The sequence below is a fragment of the Chlamydophila parapsittaci genome (assembly GCF_006385615.1).
Lineage (GTDB): Bacteria > Chlamydiota > Chlamydiia > Chlamydiales > Chlamydiaceae > Chlamydia > Chlamydia psittaci.
In genome coordinates, this window is record NZ_CP041038.1 from 778,790 (window position 1) to 797,396 (window position 18,607).

Sequence of the window (18,607 nt, forward strand, 5' to 3'; positions counted from 1 at the left end):
CTTTAATGACTTGGCGAAAAACGATTCGGTGGCTGAAGCAAGCTTTAGTTTTAAGCGCAGTATTAAATATTGTTTTTTTACTTTTGTTTTACTCAACTATTTTCAGAAAGGACATTTATAAACTGCGGTTATTTTCAGGTCCTTTAGTAGCTAAGAACTGTCGAGTACAAAAAATCCCCGAAGATTTTTTGGAGAGGTTATCTGAAGCGTCTTTTGAGGAATTGTATCGCTTGTTGGATGAGGATCATTTGCTCTACGGGAGACCATTAAAGTTGTGGGCGTTGAGTGTCGCTATTCATGCTTATGATGTCGATGTGGGAGGAGCTCTTTCTCATCCTTTGACATTCACTCAGTTGCGTAGTCAGGGGAAAACATGGTTGCTTCCGAATATTGATGAGAAAGAGTACGGTTTAGTACGACATTACTTATCTCGCGAGCGCTATCCTTTCACTACACGAGGGTTGTTTAGGGCGATTTCTACACATTTAGAGCAGGGGGCCGTTGACGAAGATTGTTTGTACCATTTTTGTCACACCCCAGAATTTCTGTATTTTCGCACATTACTTTGTGGTGCTGAAGAGCGTGTATCTTCCGTGGCTTCCTTAGCAAGAATGGTTATACGTAATGGGGAGGCGATGTTTTTTTCCTTATGTAATGAGAATTATCGAGCAACAGCCATTTCCCCTGAACAACGACAAAAAGTTTTATTGACCTATACAAGTGTCGGCGAACCTCTAGCTGCTTTATTGCTTCTGGTTTATGATGCAGATTGGGTGTTGCATACATTTACGGATGAGGATTTGAAAACCTTTGTTGCTCTTCTCCCTAAGGAATCTCCTTATACTCAGGATTTTATTCATCGGATTGTCGAGACACCGCGTTCTTTTATTGTTGAAGCCGAGAAGGCTGAGGCGTGCGCGACAGAGGAACCTATTGTTTACGAAGACTATGTTGTAAAAGAGGGGGATTCTTTATGGTTAATCGCACGCCGTTTTGGCGTAACTATTGAAGACATCATGCGTGTGAATCACCTGAGTCATCATCGTTTGTTACCTGGGAAACATCTAAAGCTTCCTCCAAAGTCGTCATAGGGACAAGATCGATTCCCCCTGGGTGCCAGGGCCCACATTTTCCTATTCTTTTTATTGTCAACCAGAGCCCTCGAATACACTTATGATGTTTTAACGCCTGTAAAGCGTACTGCGAACAGGTGGGGAAAAACCTACAAGGGCTTCCTAATAGAGGAGAAATTGTCCATCTGTAAAGATGGATGAGACCACAGCAGAGGTGTGTAGGTAGGTTGTATAGCAGTTGTTTAAATGACATTGAATACATCTTTCAGTAAAGCTACAGAAACTTCTAGCATAATTAGCCAAATGATCGTCCACTCTAGTGAGGAGGAATGTTGGTGATTGAGTTGGTCATTTAAGATTTCGAGGACATCTCCAAGAATGGTTAATCTATGATTGAGAACATTGATTCTTGCGTTAATATCTAAGCAGTTAAGAACGTCAATATAGATGGGTTGTGTTTCTGGATGCTCCCAGAAAAAGTCGGGTTCATCAAGAATATCCGAATGGAGATTGACAGAGGCTTTGTCTAAAAAAAGTTTGCCTATTTTTTTGGCAATAGCCTTCCTTGGCATAGAAATTTTCCCTTTTGTGGCTAGATCTTGGGGAAGGCGTTTAGAATTCTCTATAGTTTTATAGATGGTCGCTTCAAATATCGTCAGTTTTACTGACTGAGCAAGACCAAAAGATATGGCTAATTTTGTATTGAGTTGCGAATCTGCTAGGATGAGTCTATCTCTACGTATTTGCAATTTTTCCCCGTAATGAAAGTTGTAGCAGTCTATTTCCGGTTGGGGGAGGATCTCGGGAGAAGCTGTAACGATAGATTGAAGAATTTTAATTTCTTCAGACTCCTCCCAACCCCAGAAAACAGCCACACCAAAAGGGAAAAATACAGCAATTTTGTCACATTCTTCAGGATTTTCGGAAGATACTAAAACGTACTCTCTAGATAAAACCGTAGGGAAGCGAGTTTTCAGTAAATGAAAGAGCACGTGTAAATTATAAGACGAAGCTGTGCAATGGGCAGTACAACGCATGATTCCTAACAGTTGTTGTTCAAGCTTCCTCTAATGTACTGCATTTTTACTCAGTCGGAAACATTTTTTTTCTTGAGGTAAAGGGGATCCCCTCGTTAAGCTATCTTTTTTTGCGGAAGTGGCGGAATTGGTATACGCGCTATCTTGAGGTGGTAGTGGAGCTTTCCTTAGGGGTTCGAGTCCCCTCTTTCGCAATGGAAGTGGCCAATAGGACTCTTCTCCTTGATTTCTTTATCTTGAATTTTCATAGTGAGTATAGTTTCGATTTTGGGGTATAAACCTTGCGGTTTCTTTCTATTTTTCTATTTGTATTTTCGTTTATCACCTCATGCAGTCTCCCCGTTTGTTCCGAGCATTACATCTCTGAAGATGAAAAATTTCATATAGATCGGTTTAATTTTTCTGGAGAGTTTCCGGATATGGAAACTATGGAAATTCATGCGCAACGTAAGAAGCGTGTGCATTTTGATGTGTCTGGAGATTTCCCAAAATTAGAATCTATTGTTTATAACGGGTCCTTTGGATTTTTAAGAGCCAAGTTAACAGGGAGATATCCCAAGTTAACCTCTTTAATGATCTCTTGCTCCTCATGTAAAATGGACTTAGATTTTCGTGGTAAATGGGAGAGCAACGCGACTATCTCCTTGAGTAACGAAGTAGAACCCCTCACGTTGACTTTACCGAAGAATGTCGGTGTGATTGTTCATACTAAAGTGTCTACAAAAGGAAAGGTGGTGTTGGAAGGGGATTTCGAGAAACGTGGTCGAGGAATTTGGAGAAAAACTTATCATAATTCTTTAGTGGGGATTGCTCCTGTGACCCTAGTCTTTGAAGTGCAGAGTAGTTCAGGCGGAACCATTACTCTGCGGTAATTTCTTATGTTTATCTTCATGAAAAACACTATCAAACATGAGGGTAATCTTTTCTGAAAATTCCAAATGGAAATTTGATAGATGTAGAAGATCTTGAAATCTCTTTGCATGCACGAGTGCGTGAAGGATTTTCTCTTCTTCGTTTTCTATCATCACAGCAGATTCTGGGCTGTGTTCTATGCAGAATTTCCTCCCTTTATGACGATAAAAAGATCCAGACAGAATAGTTTTTTTACATGCTGCACATGTTGTTGAGAGATCGAGGATGCCTTCATATTGTAAAAGTTTGAGTAGGAAAGTCGCTGCAAACATTTCGGGATTTTTACTTTCCGGTAAGCGATGGAGAAAATTTAAAAAAAGAGAAAAAAGTTCTTGAGAGGGTTTTTCTTGCCACTGTGATCCTAAAATACTTTGTGTCATTTTCCCTGCAGCTTGTAATAGGGGAAGTTCAGATTTGATTGCTGTAAAGGTATTTTTTACTTCCGCAAAGAGTAGTTTGCGCATTTTTGGCGGAGAATGATCAAGGCTGTAGACCCCTAAGGAAAGCGGAATGAGAGCCTCTCGAAAATCATAGTATAAAGATTGCCCTTGCTTTGCAAAAAATGTAAGAAGTCCTAGGGGGGAAAATATTGTAGTTATGCAATGGTGTTTCCCTTGAGGAAGAGTTTTGAGAGTAATTGCCGGTGTCAGGGTGTGCATATCTTTAGTTTATAGGTTGTACAGAGTTTAGCGTCAGATAGTAGGAGATCAGTTGGGAATAGCACGGTAGTCCTGGATAAAAATCTAAAGTGTGTGTTTTGGGATTGAGAAATCCTGTTTGTTGTTTTTTATAGCAAACAACAGAGATGCATGGAGATCCGATAATATAGTTGTAGCTTAATAATTGGTTGAGTGTTTGTTGGTTAATCACCCGTGCTTTGCATTCAATCAACAGCAGGGGGCGAGGCTCTCCTAAGTTGTAGGTTTTCCCCTCGGCATCCGTATATGTTGCTGGTGTGATCACCAAGAGATCGGGACGACGTCGAGGCAGGCGTATCTCCTTACGAGAAAGAAGAGGAAATAAAGTCTTCAGACCTTTTTCGACAATAATTAGGGACGGCGGGTAGTGCAATTCCTCAACGAGACAAGTAATGAGCTCTTGACGTACCTTTTCTTCAGGTGTGGATGCCAAGATTTTATACCGTATCGGGTCAAAGATGGTGAGAGAATCTGTGTTCGTCGTGACCTGATCATCAAAAGATGTGGAATCCTGGTGCGATAATTGGTTCGATGAGGACATAATTGTCATCGTTTTGTTTGTGGATTAACTGAATCTTATGCTCTTTTTCGTTTAGGAAGACTAGCACTTTATTGTGGGAAGTTTCGAATTTCTTAATCGCCTCATCTTCAGAAAGAATAGGGAGATGAATTTTCTTTCTACAGAGAACTTTTTTTGCCGATCCGGGAATATAACCATAATATTTTAGAGAGTCCCAGGCATCCATAGTTTCCAAAGGTAATAGATCATCATAGAGATGAATATCCTCTTCAAGCTCAAGGATTTGCTCTTCTTTTTTAGATAGGCCTTTATCGTGTTTCTTCTTGTCTTGGCGGATTTTCTGGTGTTTATTTGCTAACGTACGGATTTTTTTGAAAGCGGCAATGACTGCACTATAGGGATTGTTATGTTGTGTTTTTACCTGGAATGTCTCTTTCCTTCTCATACCGGTAAGATGTACTTCCGTCCCTTGTTTTTCTTTATGAGAGGTTAACACTATGTGAATCGCGTCTAGTGGAGGTAGCTGACTACTCTTTTCAATGATGAGCTGGCGTAGTGGTTGAGATACGTGAAAGGACTTGCCTGTAATTTCTAGGTTGACAACCTCATGTTTTGGAGCTTTTTTTTGTTGGGTTGCTCGACGCTGAGGGGTGTGCATGCCGTCTCCTTATGGTGGAAAGATTGATACAACATATGGAGATGAAAAATCAGAAAAAGAAAAAGAGATTCTCCTATCTGTTATTATAAGAGGGCAAACCTTTATTCTAAAAACTTTTAACGCACCGAAGAGGGATCGAACCTCTAACCACCTGGTCCGAAGCCAGGTACTCTATCCAATTGAGCTATCGGTGCCTAAGACTTCCTGACGTGCGGGATCGGAGGCCTTTGAGGTTGGAGAGCTTAGCAGAAGTTCCTCAGAAACTCAAGAAAAACTCCCCAGGACAGCGTTCCCTATTGTTAGGATAAAGCGAGCATAGTCTCGGTCAGGTGGGTGGGACTTTCTAGGATGACCGCCCTCTCCAATACATTGGAGAGTTCGCGGATATTCCCGGGCCAAGGATAGTCGAGAAGAGCAGATTTGGCGCTTTCCGAAAGTGTTTTCATTGGTTTATTATTTAACCTACAGAATTTCTCTAGGAAGTACTGTGATAAAGGAAGAATATCATCTTTTCTTTCTCTTAGGGGAGGGAGGTACAGGGGAATCACGTTAAGACGATAAAACAAATCTTGTCGGAAAATTTTTTGATCTACAGCTTCTTTAAGGTTGCGATTAGATGTAGCGAGGATACGCACATCTACCGATAAGGTTTTCGTTCCTCCAAGGTGTTCAAATTCTTTCTCCTGAATCGCTCTGAGTAGCTTGGCTTGAAGATTGATAGGCACTTCCGTGATCTCGTCTAGTAAAAGGGTCCCGGTGTGTGCGAGCTCAAAACGCCCTGCCTTTTTTCCTGCGGCTCCTGTAAAAGCGCCTTTTTCATGACCAAAAAACTCGGATTCTAACAATGTTTCCGGAATGGCAGCGCAATTCACCTTGATGTAGGGGCAGGAAGCTCTAGGGGAATTTCTATGAATAAAAAACGAAAGGACTTCTTTCCCACAGCCAGATTCGCCATGAATAAAAATGTTAGCAGAGCTATCCGCGGCTTTTCTTGCTTTAGATAGTAAATCCTTCATTGCGGGGCTCTCAGCGATTAGAGGATGAGATTCTGAGGAAATTTGCGATTTTAGCAAAAGATTCTCGTTTACAAGGTTTTGTAATTCCTCAGCCTTGGCTATGAAAGCAAACAAGGCTTCCGATGAGAAGGGTTTTGTGAGGTAGTTAAATGCCCCATGATGCATGGCTTTTACAGCATTTTCGATTGTTCCGTACGCCGTGATCACTAGAACAGGTGTATGGGGCGCAAATTCTTTAGAGGTTTTGATGATATCCATGCCTGTCCCATCAGGCATGTTCATATCTGAAATAATGAGGTCATACTTCTCTGTTTTGATCTTATGACAGCCTTGTTTCACGTTATCAGCAGTAAACGGAGAGAGTCCTCTGGTTAGAAGAAGCTCCGAAAGAAAGTCTCTTAACAGAGGCTCGTCATCCACGATCAATACTTTTTCTATAGTCATCAGGCGTTTATGAGTTTCTAAGTTAAGAATTCTTATTACCGAATTAAATAAATCTTCGTAAAGGAACTAGTTTTATTTTTATATCTATTTCTTACAAATAAATCTTTTTGAATTGATTTATAGTTGTTTAGGGTTGTAAAATTTTTCCATTTACTTTTAATTAGGGCGTTTTTAGTATGACTTCTTTAATACCAAACACCTCAGCTTCTTCGTCACATCCAGAAACTTTGGGTTCTCGTTTATCTTTATTTTCAGACTTAACTCCTTTAGAGAGAGGCGAAGTATCATCCTCCTGGAAAGAAAAATGTCAGAGAGCCTCTTGTATCGGATTATTCTGTTTATCTCTGCTTACCGTTTGTGCTGGAGTTTTAGTACTTACTTTACTGCCAACTACCCCCATAGTTTTGGGTATAGTATTTATCGCTATTGGTAGTGTTTTACTAGTCACGAGTTTGTTACTGCATGCATCACTGCAGCCGAGTAAAAAAATAACCACACAACAAGTCAACATTCGGGACTTACAAACACAGCTTCATGGGTTGTTAGCCACGACCAATGCGCGTAGTTTAGCTATAAACGGTTTTGACCCTAATGGCAATGCAGAATTAATCATTCAAGAAAGAGAGGCACTTTTAGCAAAATTCGATAGAGATTTGCGTAGGAAGGAAGTGGCTTTATACCGTCTCTTATCTTCTAGCACAAAAAACAGGTACCCTGTTTTTTGTGATTTATCCGCATTCCGTGAAATGCAAGAGCGTATTAGTGATGAGCTTGAGCTTTTATATCGTTCTTACAATCATCATATACGAGGAACGGTTGAGGCGAACCCCGATGAACGTTTACTGATCTTACATCAAGAAAGGAATTTATTAATTCAACAGCTCGCTGACACTGGAATTGAAAAAGCCAATCAAACAGAGGCTCTTGTAGATCTACAATCTACTTTAGGTGTTCTTAATCAAAACATTAGATTATTAGAGGACCAAATTGCACAGAACTCGAGTGGCGGTCAACAACATGCAGGGTTGGTCAGCGGTCTTCAGCCTTTGCTGCAGGAGCGCCATACTTTACTCACCCGGCTTTCTCTGATTTATGAGGCTCTCATTTCTTTAGCTAAGCAAGAAGAAGAATTGACAAGCAGACGTATTGATTTAGATAAGGATATTGAGGCGGTTGTCGATTCTAGAGCTGAGCGGATCACATTTAATAGTGAATACAGAGAAAGGTTCCTACGTTCTTCAGGAAACATACATCAGTTAACAAATAATTTACGTGAGAAAGAAGCGACTCTTTTAGCGCTTACTCAGGAAGTGGAAGCACTACATGAGGAAGTGGAAAGACTACGCAATCGTCCTTTTGGTGGAGAATATACGCAACAGGATATCGAACGGTATCGCAATGCATTAACGGTTAAAGAACAAGTTGTCCAGGATCTGGAAGAGCAGGTTATAAAATATAGGGGGCTTCTTGAGGAAGCTATTGAGGTGAATAACCGGATCACTTTGGGGATTCAAGAAAGTGAAAGACGTTCCTTAGAATTTGCGGCTTTAGAACAAAGAGAGAAGGTGTTAAATCACCAGATACAGGCGTTAACAGTTGATCTTCAAAAACACAAAGAAGAACAACAACGTCTACGGAGGGAAAATGACGAGTTACGAGAGCTTGTTTTAACCACCGAGAGTAATCCTGGTTCTGATGCACAGATTGAAGCTCTTCAAAAGGAAATCCGAAGATTAACAATAGATTTAGAGACTGTTGTCAATGAGCGGATGAACGTGTCTGAGGAACTGGCTATTGTACGTACAGAGTTAACGAATACGGAACTACGCTACGTTGCAATCAAAGAAGAGATGCTTTCCAGAGATGAGGAAAACACCGCTCTTAAAATGGAAGCTGAGGAATTGCGTGGTTTAGTTGTTCAGAATGAGGAGAATCTCGAAAGTTTACAGCATGCTTTAACAAATGAAATGAATTTAAAACATGCTGTGAATGTCTTACGACCTGAGATTGATAGATTAGAACAAGAAAAGCTGAGTCTCAATGCGCGTATGTTAGAAGCTGTTGAGCAAAATCGTATCAACATTGGTCTGCTACAGAAAAACAAACAAGAAAAAGAGAAACTGATTCAAGAGCTGCAAGGTTTACGTTCTCTTCATGCTCAAGAGAAAGAGAGCTTGCAAGAGGAGATTACTAAATTACAACAGGAGATGCACGAGCGTCATTTACACCATCTGGAAGAGACCTCGCGCTTGAGATTAGAAAATAATCAATTAGAAAGTCTTCTTAAAGATGCACAGAGAATAGGTGAGCACAGTCATGAAGGAGCTTTACGGATGTTAGGCTCTCAGTTAATTGTCTTATCTTCCCATATTAAGCAGCGAAGTAAGTCTGAGATACAATGTGCAGGAGATGTCATGGAAATGTTGGCTTTCACATCTCCAAGATTCTTTGGCAACTTGGGGGGAGGAATCTCTTGTAGAAGCCTACGTCCCGGCGTGTATTTAGAAGCGGAACTTCCTGTTGATGCTAGTGATGAGCAAAAACGTGTTGTTATAGAACAGCGTTGCTTGCGTGAATGGTTCTTCGCTCTGTTAGGACACTTCACTATAGAACAAATAGAAAGTGTCTCACAAAGAGCTAGGAATCTGGTTCAGGAAGCTGGTGAGAAAGCGAGTGCCCATGAACTGTTCGATCAGTTAGCGAGCGAGTTCTCTGAAATTCGTGATGCTTCCGGAGCTCTTTCTAAATGGTTATCTACTTGCTATAGCTATGTGACCAATCTCCAGATTTTCAACAACTATTTAGAGTGGTCAGGGTTCCTATTCTCCCTATTGCAGAAAATGCACAAGGGAACTGGGGGCATATTGCATAATTTGTCTGAGGAAGAAGAACAGTTCTTCAAGATTGTGTCTAACTTCTCTGGTGGGGTGCCTCTAGTTTTAGGAAGTATCGGCCATAGTGAAGGAACCACACCGGGGGCAGCAAATCCTTTAGGGGATCTCAATTTTGAAAATACTGGGAATATTACTTGGAGTCGATTCATAAGAATCGTAGAGGGGCTACTAGAAGCAAGAAGTAGTCTAAATGGCCCGATGATTTTAGAGATGAGCGATATCAGAGAGAGTGTGGTACGTACAATTTCTTCTAACGTTTACACCGGCATGCTAACCGAGAAATATTCACCGACTACCTGGACGCCTCCGGCTGATCTATAAGGATCTATTTTGGGATTAGGGAAGTTTTAAAGTAAAAGTGATATACGCGTTTGCATTCTCTACGTGAATATCACCGCCATGCAAACGCATGATCTTTAAGGCTTCTGCTAGCCCCAAACCATTTCCCTGAGCTTTTGTTGTGAAAAAAGGAATAAACAACTTATCCAAAATCTCTTGAGGGAGCTGCCCTGGATTGGTTACGGAAATATCACCTGATTTGTGTAATGTCAACGTGATCGGAGATTCCGTTGCTTCTGCAGCATTTTTTACAAGATTCCATACTACGCTATTCATTCTATCAGGATCTATAGAACGGACTATAGAGGTCGAAGTTTCACGTTCGAATGTACAGAAGGGGAATGTAATCGATAATAGAGGGATCAGTGAAGAGAAAAATTCTTGTAAGTCTATAGCCTTGAGATTGAGTGGCTGTGATTTCGTGTATTCTAGCATGGATGAAACTAGTGTATTCAGAGAACGAGTTCCATCAATGATAGAGGCTAACATGCGTTGATGACGTGGAGAGGGGAGTTCTTCTTTTAATAGGGAGGCAAATCCAGCAATACCACTCAGAGGATTGCGAATTTCATGTGCTAAGGTTGCCGTCATTTTCCCTAACTCTGCAATATTTTTATATCTTTCGATAACATTTTCTAATTGTTTATATTCAGAACGATCTCGAATTAATAAGAAGAGGAAACCGTTCAAAGGATTTTTTCTTACGAATATCTCTACATCGCGGTCCTGATCGTTTTTTGATAAGGTTAGGCGTAGAGTTTTTGGCGAAGGAAGAGATACGAGAGCTTCATTTAGGGAAAATCCAAAGAAAGTTTCTGGGAAAAAGTCAGTGAAGGGTTTGTGTAGTATTTCCAGTTCGTCAGGAATACCGAGAATTTCTCGAGCTTGTGAATTGCAAATGAGGATATTGCCTACTTCGGAGATGAGGATAATGCCATCGGGAATCGCTGTGAGAATTGTGTCTGCTTCTTTATACGATTGTGTGATGCGAGATTTGATCTCCATCAGCTCCTGCGTCGAAGAACATGACTTACAATCGTTGTTGCTCATAAATCCCTAACTCTTTTTTTCTCTGTAGATAATTGAGCTTATCCGTATCCAAGATTCTTGTGATGATGCCTCGAATATCGGAGAGCTCATCTTGAATCTCTTGGGGAAGTATCGAAGTGAAACTATGCCGAAATTCTTTAATTTCGTTATCCACCTTGTCTATACAAGATAGGAGGGTTTTTTTCTGCTGCAATACTTTTTCCAGTTCTATAGGAGTGAGCGAAGTCTCAGTTTCTGTAAGATCAAGAATAGCTAAGAAAAAGCCTTTCTTTTTTTTGAGGAGAAGTAGGAGAGCTTGTTCTTTCATAGGAAGCAACCGGTTCGGCACGTAGCTTTTCTTAAAAAAAACTACTAACGAATTTATTAGCAACCTGAAAAAACTCAGAAAAAACTTATGCCGGCGATTGGACTCGAACCAACACCTTATTGCTAAGAGTAGATTTTGAGTCTACCGCGTCTACCATTCCGCCACGCCGGCACAAAGTGAGCCTACACTGTACGTTTTCTTTTCTAATAAGCGCAAGGGAAATCTCTTAAGTTAGGGAAGATGGAGGGACTTCTATAGGCCTTGTTGTTTCTAGATCATACAACATTTCTATGGATAAGTAGTTCCCTGTATCCTTTGGTATTAGGGTAATGAGGAATTCCTCATTCCCGACAGTGGTCTTCGTAGTAGTGAAATCTATAGAGCAGGGATAGATGGATTTTTTTTTATAAAGAGGGCTTAAGATCGAGCTGAGTGTCTCCAGATGGATATCTTTCTCTGTAAACAAAAGAGCGGCATTCCCAGAGAGATGCTTGGTAGATAGCGATTTCCCGGAAGCTGTTAAAAAACGGAAATGTTTATGACAACAGAATCCTTCCACTATAGATAATGGGTACTGTTTGTGTAATAGACGTGTAATGTCGATGATTCTTGGATGTATAGAAAATTTTTTGCATAAACTATGATTTAATCCATCGCAGTCATAGAGAGTTTCCTGTTCTGTTTCCTTAGCACCTAAGGAGCCGTGGCAATGAAATGAGTAAGCAGTAATTACCGCTTGTTGTGGAGTCGGCCAGTGGTATTTCGGTAAGGGGGAGTCTTGTATTTCTGGGTACATAATGACAGAGTGCCCCTGTTGTGATGTAATTCGTCCTGCGCGTATGTGCCTATGTGATGTTTTTGTGGCAGGAGAACACGCACAGATTAGAGGAAATAATAATAATCCAAAACTTATCTTAATAAGAATCCTAAGCATGGGGTAGAATTCCACGTAGTTGTTTTAAGAAAGTATAGCCTAACTTCTCAACTTATTTAACTATGTTTTAGATTTGTTATATGTAGTTAGTGAAAAATACAAGGTGATATGAGTTAAGGTAACCATGAATATCCATGATTATCAGGTGTTCTTTTTTGATTTTGATGGTTTGGTCCTTGATACCGAACCTTTATACTACAAAGCATTTTTAACAGCGTGTAGAGAACGCGGACTCGATACCGCTATGGATTTCTCTACATATTATTTATTTTCAATGTTAGGAAGAGAAGTTTTCAAACAGAAGTTTTTGGAGCTTTTCCCTAATACTGAGTCTTTTTTCCCACAGTGTTTTTATGATCGCGAACGTATCTATAAAGAGTTAATACAAACTGAAGTTCCTTCCCTACTTCCCGGTGTAGAAGATTTTTTACGGTTCCTATTAGCTGAGAACAAAACTATTGGAGTAGTGACAAATTCGTCACATGTGCTGACCCAGCGTTTTTGTGAGGTCATACCCATTCTGAATCAGTTTCAATTTTGGGTTACACGAGAAGACTATGACCGGCCTAAGCCGTATCCTGACAGCTATCAATATGCCTATCAGGCTTTTGCTAAAGAAGGAGAAAAGGTGGTGGGTTTTGAAGATAGTGTGAAAGGCTTACGCGCCCTTTCAGGCATACCAGCAACGCTGATCGCTGTGAATGCTATTATGCCATTGTCTCGAGACAGTCACAAAGATTTCTGTGATAAAGATTTTTATTATTTTTCTTCTTTTAAAGAGTTGATGTTGCACTCTGGAGTACAAAACCAATGATAAGGTTTAGGGTAACATACGTGGTATAAAGATAGGGCATAGCTGGGAGCTGCTGGCGGCCCTTTTCTACGATTTTTCTGTATTAATATCTCTTGAATGTATTCAGGAGGATATTTTCCTCTACTAATATCTAATAGAGATCCCACAATATTCCTTACCATTTTATACAAAAATCCATTGCCTTTACAGATGATGGTTACTGTCTCTCCATTATCTACAATGTCTAAGTTGAATAACGTGCGTATAGTTGACGTATAGTCACGTCCATGATTTGCAAAAGAAGCGAAATCATGAGTTCCTATGAGGTACTTAGCCCCTTCTTGCATAAGATCTGTTCTTAGATGATGTCGTGGATAATAGGAAAAATAACGTTCCCAGGGAAGGGGCTTAGGAGATCTTGTTAGTAAATAACGGTATTCTTTAGCGATAGCTGAAAATCGTGAGTGGAATGTATCGTCTCCAAGAACAACGTCGCGAATCACTATATCTTTGGGCAAAAGAGCATTAAGCATTTTTTTTATGCCTGAAGCTTGTGAAAATCGTGGATGGTCAGGTTGGGGAAAATGAGCAACTTGACCAAAGGCATGGACTCCTGCGTCGGTACGACCAGAAGAGGTCACATGAATACGCTTCCCCACAACCTTTGTTAAGGAATTTTCTATAACTTCTTGGACGGAGAGATCATTAGGTTGTCTTTGCCATCCAGCATAGGCAGTTCCCTGGTAGGCTAAGAGTAGAACGACTTGTGTCATAACAAAGCATGAGCTAAGGTTAGGTCTTCTGGATAAGTAACTTTTATCTGGGGATGTTTATTGAATACTAAAGCAACAGGTACGTTGAGAAGTTCTGCAGCTTGGGTATCATCAACAAGAGTAATTCTCTCTTTATTGGCCAGTTCAAGGCCTTCTAAGAGTATTTGTGTCTTGATGCATTGAGGCGTATGGACAAGAGATAACGCATCTCGGTCTAAAGTTTTTACAGGATTACGTTGTTTGATAGTGTAGGGAACGCTAGAGACTAACGTTGCGGCTCCTGTTTGATATGCTGTTGTGATCAGTTCTCTGACTTCATCGGGATAGATAAAAGGCCGGACACCATCGTGGACTAAAACCCAAGGATGCGAAACTTGTTGTAGTCCAGAAAATACCGAATCTTGACGACGTGTCCCTGGTCTTGCGAATTTTACGGGATAACCTTCAAAAATACTTTCGTAGTTTACATCGCAAACAACAATAATTTCTGAGATTTCGGGGATGCGCAGAGCCATTTTTAATGCATGGAGGACGAGAGGTTCCCCTTGAAAAGGCAGGTATTGCTTAGGTTGATTTGCTCCAAACCGTTCTCCTTTACCCCCACTAAGTAAAATCAAAGAACACTTAGGATCCATATACGCACCGTATACAACAAATTTCAGGAGGAGAGCAAAAGCGTAACCTTTTAAACCCTCCAAGCCCACGATTTACATATAATTGCTTTTTCCCTTCTGAAAAGAAGAAGTGCCCTCGCGCAAGATCAGGATTTTCTAATCCCGAAGTTTTATTCATAATCCTATTAGCGAACTTCGGCCATGGGATAGAAATTTGGGGTCCATGAGTATGTCCAGAGAATATAAGATCACCAGGATAATCTAAGAGTTGGTACACAGTATCAGGATTATGAGAGAGAATAATGCCAGGCAGGGTTGGATTATAGTGGAAAAACGCTTTTTCAGGGTCAAATTGTTTAGCAAAAAGATCTCCTAATCCCACGATGTTTAACATATCGGGAATTTGAAGACTTTCATTATGCAGTAGGCGAATAGGAGTATTTTTTAATAAATGTAAAAGTTCTGTATTAGGTTCTTGCTTTTCAAGACTTGGGGCGTATTCATAGCTTCTAGAACCAAAAAGCCCTTGGCTTATTGAAACGAAAGCTCTTTTTAACGGTTGGCTATTTTCCATCGAAATCACATCGATTTTCCCTTGGCTATTGCGGGAGATGTATGCTTGGTAGTCGTGATTTCCAAGAACAGCAAATGTCCCTAAAGGGGCATGTAAAGTATTTAAAAAAGCTTCCAGTCGCGGGCGGTCTTCGATTTGTGCTCGACAAAGAAAATCTCCAGAAAATACGAGAATGTCGGGAGCAAATTTGGCGAGTTTTAAAGAAACCTTTTTAAGGAATTTTTTGGGAACGAATTTATGAAAATGTAAATCAGAAATTTGAGCTATGCGCAATCCATGAAGATGAGAGTACTTTTTAGGTAGCTTCCACGTTAACCAGGATGTTTGTAACCAATTCGGCTCTATAAAATTTGCCCATGAGAAGGTAGCTAGAGGAATTCCAACAGCTAAAGATAAAGAAGCTAAGACCACAGTAACACTATATACACATTTTCTCCTCGCCCTAGAGGACGAGGATCCTGAAAGAGAGCCAACTCTTGATTTTATTTTACGATATGAGAGGAGAGAGCTTTTGTCATTTGAAACATATCGATAGGGTTCTTAGAACCGAAGACTTTAGCTAGGGCTTCGTCGGGAAGAATATTTCTTTTATTCTTGGGGTCTTGTAGATTACGTTTTTTGATATAGTCCCATACTTTTTTTACAATTTCGGTGCGGGGCATGGGGCCCTTGCCAACGATAGCTGCTAAGTCGGAGGTGATATTGACAGGGTTCATAAAAGCAGAGTTTTTGTTTTTTTGACTCATCGGTTACTCCTAGTAAAGGTGGTACGAAGAGACACAAGCTCTTCATCGCAACTTTTTTATCTTTCAGGGAGGTTTCTCGTCAAAACAAAAAAACAGAATTCACTCCTCTACAACTCGTTATTAAGGCTTTAGATGCCAATCTGGAGTGGGTTCGGGGAAAGCAAGGAATACGAGGTAACCAAGAAAGAAATTGTAGAAAAATTCTAGGCGGCAGGACACGTTGACTTTATTGTTTTTGCTTCTCTAGAATTCTAATATTCAGCCTTTTTGAGAGTAGTGCAATGTATGAAAGTTTAGATAAACGGTTAGAAGGCCTGTTGACTGGGTTGGCATTAGCCGGGAGGTCTCTTTGACCTTGAAGGTAAGAGACAAGAGCTTTCCATTTTAGAAGAACAGACCTTAAAAGAAGACTTTTGGCAAGACGTCACGAGTGCAGGGAAAGTCTCCGAACGCATCGCATCGTTAAAACGACAGATTTCCCATTATGAAGAGTTCAAAGTCAGAGTGGATAATTTAGCGTTTTTCTTAAATGATGGCGATGTTTCTGCAGATCCTGAACTTCGAGAAGATTTAGAAAAAGAATTCGCTATTTGTGAGAATATCCTTTCAGAGTGGGAAACTCAGCGTTTGCTTTCTGGAGAAGTCGATAAGAACCCTTGTTTCTTAACAATTAATGCTGGTGCTGGTGGTACAGAATCCTGTGATTGGGTAGAAATGCTTTTTAGGATGTATTGTCGTTGGGCTGCACAACATCAGTGGAAAGTAGAGGTTATAGACCGTCAAGAAGGCGATGTCGCAGGGATTAAGCACGTTACTGTAAAGTTTTCCGGAGACTATGCTTACGGCTATGCTAAGGCTGAGCGAGGTGTGCATAGGCTTGTGCGTATTTCTCCTTTTGATAGTAATGCGAAACGTCATACCAGTTTCGCTTCGGTAGATGTATATCCTGAGATTGATGATGAGATAGAGATAGATATCCGTCCGAATGATTTACGCATAGATACCTTCCGCTCTTCAGGGGCTGGGGGACAACATGTCAACGTTACCGATTCTGCGGTAAGAATTACTCATATACCGACAGGAATCATGGTTTCTTGTCAGCGTGAGCGTAGTCAAATCCAGAACCGCGAGAGTTGTATGAAGATGCTACGCGCAAGAATGTATCAACAAATTCTTCAAGAACGTTTAGAAAAGCAGCTTATTGATAGAAAAAATAAAAAAGAAATTGCTTGGGGTTCGCAAATTCGTAATTATGTTTTTCAGCCTTATACTCTGGTCAAGGATGTACGCACAGGACATGAGACTGGTAATGTTCAGGCTATGATGGACGGAGAATTGCTAGACGATTTCGTCAAAGCGTATTTAGCAGAGTATGGAGAAATCTCATGACAGAGAACAAAGACACAGGAGTCCCTGGATTAGATATACGTTATACACTTCCTAGTGATGCTGTGTACATGCGGCAATGGTTAAATGATCCTAAGATACTTCGCGGGTTTCCCTTAAAGACGGAAGCAGAAATTCATGATAGCGTAAACTTTTGGGTAGGTTTTTATCGTTATCATAGCAGCTTGACAGCTGTGTATGAAGGCGAAGTTGCTGGAGTAGCTACTCTTATTTTAAACCCTTATATTAAAGTATCTCATCACGCATTAGTTTCTATTATTGTTGGTGAACCTTATCGGAATAAAGGTGTAGGAACGGCGTTATTGAATAATCTTTGCCACTTAGCAAAGACACGTTTTCACTTAGAGATTCTTTATTTAGAGGTGTATGAAGAAAACCCGGCGATAGCATTGTACAAACGTTTTGGTTTTATTGAGGTGGGAAGACAAAAGCATTTTTATAAAGATGAGATAGGGTATCTTGCAAAAATTATCATGGAAAAACAACTTTAGGTGATTTTGCTAGAACATATTAGCACGTCCTAGTGTTGCATGTCGTTTCAGAAAATTCGTAAACTTCTTAAAAAATTTTTTCGAGCATTTCTTAGCTTTAAATCTTGTTCTATGAATCTGTCAAAAATAGGCCGTCCTCAGCTTATAAGATCTTCTATTCCTGTCGATTATACTCCAGGGGAAGTGTATGATTTAGAGAAAATATACCAAGATTTAAATTTGAGATTATTTGAAGGCTCTTTGAATTTAAAAATCGGGTGGTTTGGTCGTGCACGGTCAGGTAATGCGTTTAGGGTAGTTTTAGGATCGTATCATGAGGAAGAAAAGTTGATACGCATACACCGTTCTTTAGATCGTGATGATATTCCGTTATTTTTTATGCAATATATTATTTACCATGAAATGGTCCATAGCGTAGTTCCTCGTGAGTATTCTCGTTCTGGAAGAACGATTTTTCATGGGAAGAAATTTAAAGAATGTGAGAAGCGTTTTCCGTTATATGAAAGTGCCATAGCGTGGGAAAAAGCAAATATTTACGTATTGTTGCAAGGATATAAATCAAGAATAGGTAAGAAAGATGGCAGGACATAGTAAGTGGGCAAATACAAAATACCGTAAAGAACGAGCGGATCATAAAAGAGGGAAAATCTTTTCCCGAACGATAAAAGAGTTAATGGCAGCTGTGAAAATGGGAGGTCCTGATCCTAAAACAAACGCGCGTTTACGTGTGGTCATACAAAAAGCAAAAGATCAAAATATCCCCAGTGAAAATATTGAAAGAAACCTCAAGAAAGCCACTTCTGCAGATCAGAAGAATTTTGAAAATGTGACTTATGAGCTTTATGGTCATGGAGGTGTGGGGATTATCGTGGAAGCGATGACCGATAATAAAAATCGTACTGCCTCTGATATGCGCATAGCTGTGAATAAGCGAGGGGGATCTCTGGTTGAACCAGGCAGCGTTCTTTATAACTTTGTGCGTAAGGGAGCATGTTACGTTCCTAAGAGTTCAATAGATGAGGCTGCATTACTATCTTATGTCATTGATGTAGGAGCTGAAGATCTTGATAATGATGATGATGAGCATTTCCTTGTGCTCTGTGACCCTGTAGAATTAGCCTCTGTAAAAGAGAAGTTAATTGCTCTAGGTGTGACATGCTCTGAGGAAAAGCTGATTTATGTTCCTTTACGTCTCGTAGATTGTGATGAACAAGATGGTGAAGCAAATCTTGCTTTGATTGAATGGCTAGAGAAGATCGATGATGTTGATGAAGTATACCATAACATGGCCTAAGGCTTTTCTAGATTAGAGAAAAGCCTTAGCTGT

At 40.3% G+C, this 18,607-nt stretch carries 21 protein-coding genes and 3 tRNA genes; 9 read left to right on the forward strand and 15 right to left on the reverse strand.

Features of this window, described 5'->3' with window-relative positions:
* Positions 1-5 precede the first annotated feature (5 nt).
* Positions 6-1,091, forward strand: coding sequence for a LysM peptidoglycan-binding domain-containing protein (locus tag FI836_RS03470; RefSeq protein WP_014943670.1), 1,086 nt, complete (start codon positions 6-8; stop codon positions 1,089-1,091).
* Here the strand turns inward: FI836_RS03470 and yidD are convergent.
* Together yidD and FI836_RS03480 are read right to left on the reverse strand one after the other, a co-directional pair.
* Entirely contained in the window at positions 1,015-1,326 is a 312-nt protein-coding gene (yidD, locus tag FI836_RS03475; RefSeq protein WP_080588271.1) for a membrane protein insertion efficiency factor YidD, read from the reverse strand. The genes FI836_RS03470 and yidD overlap by 77 nt on opposite strands.
* The gene (locus FI836_RS03480; protein ID WP_139934577.1) at positions 1,316-2,110 is read right to left on the reverse strand and encodes an RMD1 family protein; all 795 of its coding nucleotides are present in this window, start codon (positions 2,108-2,110) and stop codon (positions 1,316-1,318) included. The genes yidD and FI836_RS03480 overlap by 11 nt, the downstream gene beginning before the upstream one ends.
* 112 nt (positions 2,111-2,222) lie before the next feature.
* Between FI836_RS03480 and FI836_RS03485 the strand changes: the two genes are divergently transcribed.
* Together FI836_RS03485 and FI836_RS03490 are read left to right on the forward strand one after the other, a co-directional pair.
* Positions 2,223-2,304: transfer RNA gene (locus tag FI836_RS03485), tRNA-Leu, on the forward strand.
* 87 nt (positions 2,305-2,391) lie between these two features.
* Entirely contained in the window at positions 2,392-2,982 is a 591-nt protein-coding gene (locus tag FI836_RS03490) for a hypothetical protein (protein ID WP_014943671.1), read from the forward strand.
* Here the strand turns inward: FI836_RS03490 and recO are convergent.
* From recO to FI836_RS03515, 5 genes are all read right to left on the reverse strand, one after another.
* Complete coding sequence (recO, locus tag FI836_RS03495; RefSeq protein WP_014943672.1) at positions 2,956-3,681, reverse strand: DNA repair protein RecO; 726 nt, start codon at positions 3,679-3,681, stop codon at positions 2,956-2,958. The genes FI836_RS03490 and recO overlap by 27 nt on opposite strands.
* A 4-nt stretch (positions 3,682-3,685) precedes the next feature.
* The gene (locus tag FI836_RS03500; RefSeq protein WP_014943673.1) at positions 3,686-4,261 is read right to left on the reverse strand and encodes a type I restriction enzyme HsdR N-terminal domain-containing protein; all 576 of its coding nucleotides are present in this window, start codon (positions 4,259-4,261) and stop codon (positions 3,686-3,688) included.
* Positions 4,215-4,898, reverse strand: a complete 684-nt coding sequence (locus tag FI836_RS03505) for an HPF/RaiA family ribosome-associated protein (RefSeq protein ID WP_014943674.1) — start codon at positions 4,896-4,898, stop codon at positions 4,215-4,217. Before FI836_RS03505 ends, FI836_RS03500 begins: the two co-directional genes overlap by 47 nt.
* Before the next feature lie 120 nt (positions 4,899-5,018).
* Positions 5,019-5,092: transfer RNA gene (locus FI836_RS03510), tRNA-Arg, on the reverse strand.
* Positions 5,093-5,197: 105 nt separating this feature from the next.
* Positions 5,198-6,358 carry a sigma-54-dependent transcriptional regulator gene (locus FI836_RS03515; protein WP_014943676.1) on the reverse strand — a complete coding sequence of 387 codons (1,161 nt, stop codon included), beginning with the start codon at positions 6,356-6,358 and terminating at the stop codon, positions 5,198-5,200.
* Positions 6,359-6,534: 176 nt separating this feature from the next.
* On the opposite strand from FI836_RS03515, the gene FI836_RS03520 reads away from it, so the two are divergent.
* Entirely contained in the window at positions 6,535-9,573 is a 3,039-nt protein-coding gene (locus tag FI836_RS03520) for a membrane protein (protein WP_014943677.1), read from the forward strand.
* A 15-nt stretch (positions 9,574-9,588) separates the two neighbouring features.
* Here the strand turns inward: FI836_RS03520 and FI836_RS03525 are convergent, their stop codons facing one another.
* The 4 genes from FI836_RS03525 to FI836_RS03540 form a co-directional block, all read right to left on the reverse strand.
* Positions 9,589-10,596, reverse strand: a complete 1,008-nt coding sequence (locus FI836_RS03525) for a two-component system sensor histidine kinase NtrB (RefSeq protein WP_014943678.1) — start codon at positions 10,594-10,596, stop codon at positions 9,589-9,591.
* 25 nt (positions 10,597-10,621) lie between these two features.
* Entirely contained in the window at positions 10,622-10,948 is a 327-nt protein-coding gene (locus FI836_RS03530) for a hypothetical protein (RefSeq protein WP_014943679.1), read from the reverse strand.
* An 88-nt stretch (positions 10,949-11,036) separates the two neighbouring features.
* Positions 11,037-11,119: transfer RNA gene (locus tag FI836_RS03535), tRNA-Leu, on the reverse strand.
* Positions 11,120-11,174: 55 nt separating this feature from the next.
* A complete protein-coding gene (locus tag FI836_RS03540; RefSeq protein WP_013462598.1) occupies positions 11,175-11,882 on the reverse strand; it encodes a hypothetical protein in 708 nt (235 codons plus the stop codon).
* A 124-nt stretch (positions 11,883-12,006) separates the two neighbouring features.
* Between FI836_RS03540 and FI836_RS03545 the strand changes: the two genes are divergently transcribed.
* Complete coding sequence (locus FI836_RS03545) at positions 12,007-12,696, forward strand: HAD family hydrolase (protein WP_013462599.1); 690 nt, start codon at positions 12,007-12,009, stop codon at positions 12,694-12,696.
* On the opposite strand, the gene truA is transcribed toward FI836_RS03545, so the two are convergent.
* From truA to FI836_RS03565, 4 genes are all read right to left on the reverse strand, one after another.
* Entirely contained in the window at positions 12,642-13,448 is an 807-nt protein-coding gene (truA, locus tag FI836_RS03550; protein WP_006342837.1) for a tRNA pseudouridine(38-40) synthase TruA, read from the reverse strand. The two genes, FI836_RS03545 and truA, sit on opposite strands and share 55 nt — an antisense overlap.
* Positions 13,445-14,083, reverse strand: a complete 639-nt coding sequence (gene ispD / locus FI836_RS03555) for a 2-C-methyl-D-erythritol 4-phosphate cytidylyltransferase (RefSeq protein ID WP_006342838.1) — start codon at positions 14,081-14,083, stop codon at positions 13,445-13,447. Before ispD ends, truA begins: the two co-directional genes overlap by 4 nt.
* Positions 14,073-15,047 carry a UDP-2,3-diacylglucosamine diphosphatase LpxG gene (lpxG, locus tag FI836_RS03560; RefSeq protein ID WP_006342839.1) on the reverse strand — a complete coding sequence of 325 codons (975 nt, stop codon included), beginning with the start codon at positions 15,045-15,047 and terminating at the stop codon, positions 14,073-14,075. Before lpxG ends, ispD begins: the two co-directional genes overlap by 11 nt.
* A gap of 71 nt (positions 15,048-15,118) precedes the next feature.
* Positions 15,119-15,382, reverse strand: coding sequence for an SWIB/MDM2 domain-containing protein (locus FI836_RS03565; protein WP_006342840.1), 264 nt, complete (start codon positions 15,380-15,382; stop codon positions 15,119-15,121).
* 281 nt (positions 15,383-15,663) lie between these two features.
* Here FI836_RS03565 and prfB point away from each other — a divergent pair.
* The 4 genes from prfB to FI836_RS03585 all read left to right on the forward strand — a co-directional run bounded on the left by prfB (position 15,664) and on the right by FI836_RS03585 (position 18,574).
* Positions 15,664-16,771 (forward strand): peptide chain release factor 2 gene (gene prfB, locus FI836_RS03570; protein ID WP_013462600.1). Its coding sequence is split into 2 segments (ribosomal slippage): positions 15,664-15,732 and positions 15,734-16,771, totalling 1,107 coding nucleotides; the frame shifts between segments, so codons are not numbered across the junction.
* Positions 16,768-17,280: a GNAT family N-acetyltransferase gene (locus FI836_RS03575; RefSeq protein ID WP_006342842.1), complete on the forward strand. Its 513-nt coding sequence runs from the start codon at positions 16,768-16,770 to the stop codon at positions 17,278-17,280. Before prfB ends, FI836_RS03575 begins: the two co-directional genes overlap by 4 nt.
* Before the next feature lie 39 nt (positions 17,281-17,319).
* Positions 17,320-17,871, forward strand: coding sequence for a hypothetical protein (locus FI836_RS03580; RefSeq protein WP_006342843.1), 552 nt, complete (start codon positions 17,320-17,322; stop codon positions 17,869-17,871).
* Positions 17,858-18,574: a YebC/PmpR family DNA-binding transcriptional regulator gene (locus tag FI836_RS03585; protein ID WP_006342844.1), complete on the forward strand. Its 717-nt coding sequence runs from the start codon at positions 17,858-17,860 to the stop codon at positions 18,572-18,574. Before FI836_RS03580 ends, FI836_RS03585 begins: the two co-directional genes overlap by 14 nt.
* Positions 18,575-18,607 lie beyond the last annotated feature (33 nt).